The sequence below is a fragment of the Rhodococcus sp. (in: high G+C Gram-positive bacteria) genome (genome assembly GCF_049286785.1).
Lineage (GTDB): Bacteria > Actinomycetota > Actinomycetes > Mycobacteriales > Mycobacteriaceae > Rhodococcus_F.
In genome coordinates, this window is the sequence record NZ_JBAQEO010000818.1 from 1 (window position 1) to 2,015 (window position 2,015).

The following is a 2,015-nucleotide window of genomic DNA, read 5'->3' on the forward strand; positions in this document are numbered from 1 at the left end:
TCAGCGTTCGGCAACGTGGGGCGCCACCAGCTGCCGCCGAACTGAACCCAACACATGGACACGTGATCGAGTCGGTGATACCCGTTCGCGGAGTCGGTCCACGCAACCAGAGGAAGCATGCGGCGAAATGACTCACATAATCACTCAATCCTGCTGCAATGACGCGTCGTGCGTTGCGGTCTGTCCGGTGAATTGTATTCATCCGACTCCGGACGAACCGGACTATCGACGTGCAGAGATGCTGTATATCGATCCGGACAGCTGTATCGATTGTGGTGCGTGCATGGACGTATGTCCCGTTGATGCGATCGTCACCGACGGTGAGCTCACGCTGGAAACCGAGCCGTACGCAGAGATCAATGCCGCCTACTACTCGGATCAGGAGCCGGGAACAGCCGGCGACGTCGGTAGTCCCGCGGTGACGGTCAAGACACCGCCGGAGGCGGCCCCCCTTCGTGTTGCAGTGGTCGGCTCCGGGCCTGCCGCGTTCTACGCCGCGGAGGAGCTGCTCAGTCGACGTGGTCTCTACGTTGAGGTCTCTATGTTCGAGCGGCTTCCGACGCCGTGGGGGCTGGTCAGGTTCGGCGTGGCGCCAGACCATCCTCGAACGAAGACCGTGACGGAGCTGTTCCAAAAAACCGCTCGCAGAAAGGGATTCAACTTCTACCTCAATACGGAGGTAGGCAAGCACATCTCCCACGAGGAGATACTGGCGCATCATGACGCAGTGATCTACGCGGTGGGGGCGCCGGAGGATCGCCGCCTCGGTATTCCCGGCGAGGAACTTCCTGGCAGCCATTCTGCAACAGATTTCGTGGCGTGGTACAACGGCCACCCCGACTACGTCCATCGCACCTTCGATCTGGCGACGGAACGTGCTGTTGTGGTCGGTAACGGAAACGTGGCGTTGGATGTCGCTCGCATTCTGGTCAGCGACGTCGCTACACTCGCGCGCACCGATATTGCGGACCACGCATTGGAGGCACTGGCGGCCAGCAGGATCAAGGAGGTCGTGGTGCTCGGGCGTCGTGGCCCGTTCCAGGCGGCATTCACCACGCCGGAATTACTGGCGCTCGGTAACCTTCCGGGCATCGATGTCACCGCCGACACTGCGGCGGAATCGGGTCCCGACGGCGCCGGCATGGGCGGAGCATTCCCGGCGTCACTGAAATCGAAGATCATCGCAGAGTATGCGGCGCGCGAACGTACCCCTGGCAACAGGTTGATCAACCTTAGCTTCCTGCGATCTCCGGTCGAGTTCTTCGGTGAACGATCGGTACGTGGGATTCGCATCTCGCGCAACCGGCTCGTGGACGATTCCCACGGCAATGTCACGGTCGAGCAGACCGGCGTCGTAGAAGATCTCGAATGCGGGTTGGTTCTACGGTCGGTGGGGTATCGGGGACGTCCGGTGCCTGGCCTGCCGTTCGACTCGAGGGCTGGGACGATACCGAATATCGATGGGCGCGTGCTCGATCCGGAGTCCGGTCAGCCGAGCAAAGGCGTCTACACGGCAGGCTGGATCAAGCGTGGACCCTCGGGGGTGATCGGCACGAACAAGTTGTGTGCGCGTGACACGGTCACCCAACTACTCGACGACCACTTTGCCGGGCGACTCCAATCGCCGTCCAAGGGGCAGCGCGAACTGGACGAGCTCGTCGAGCAACGGCAGCCCAGACGCATCGATCTGTCGGGTTGGAAGTCCATCGATTCCCACGAAGTGAGTGCCGGCATCCTCGGCGGTCGACCCCGTGTCAAATTAGTCGAGGTCGACGAGATGCTACGTGTTGCGGGTGCGGAGAACGCGGACGCTGTCACCCCGATCGGATCTGCCTCGATCTGACCGAGAGGCGGGAGCGACGAGAGCGAATGCACGCGCGGAAGTATATCTAACCTGATAATGTCTAGTGCTAGAGTTGTTGCGGTCGCCAGACCTGAAGGATGGGTGGAGAATGAGCACGTACGAGAAGCGTCCCACTGGCATTTCGGCGGACGGCGGTCCAGTGGGATTGCAC

General features: G+C 61.4%; 1 protein-coding gene. It reads left to right on the forward strand.

From position 1 onward, the window contains the following. Positions 1-127 precede the first annotated feature (127 nt). Entirely contained in the window at positions 128-1,843 is a 1,716-nt protein-coding gene (locus WAW17_RS29370) for an FAD-dependent oxidoreductase (protein ID WP_422336371.1), read from the forward strand. Positions 1,844-2,015: the final 172 nt, after the last annotated feature.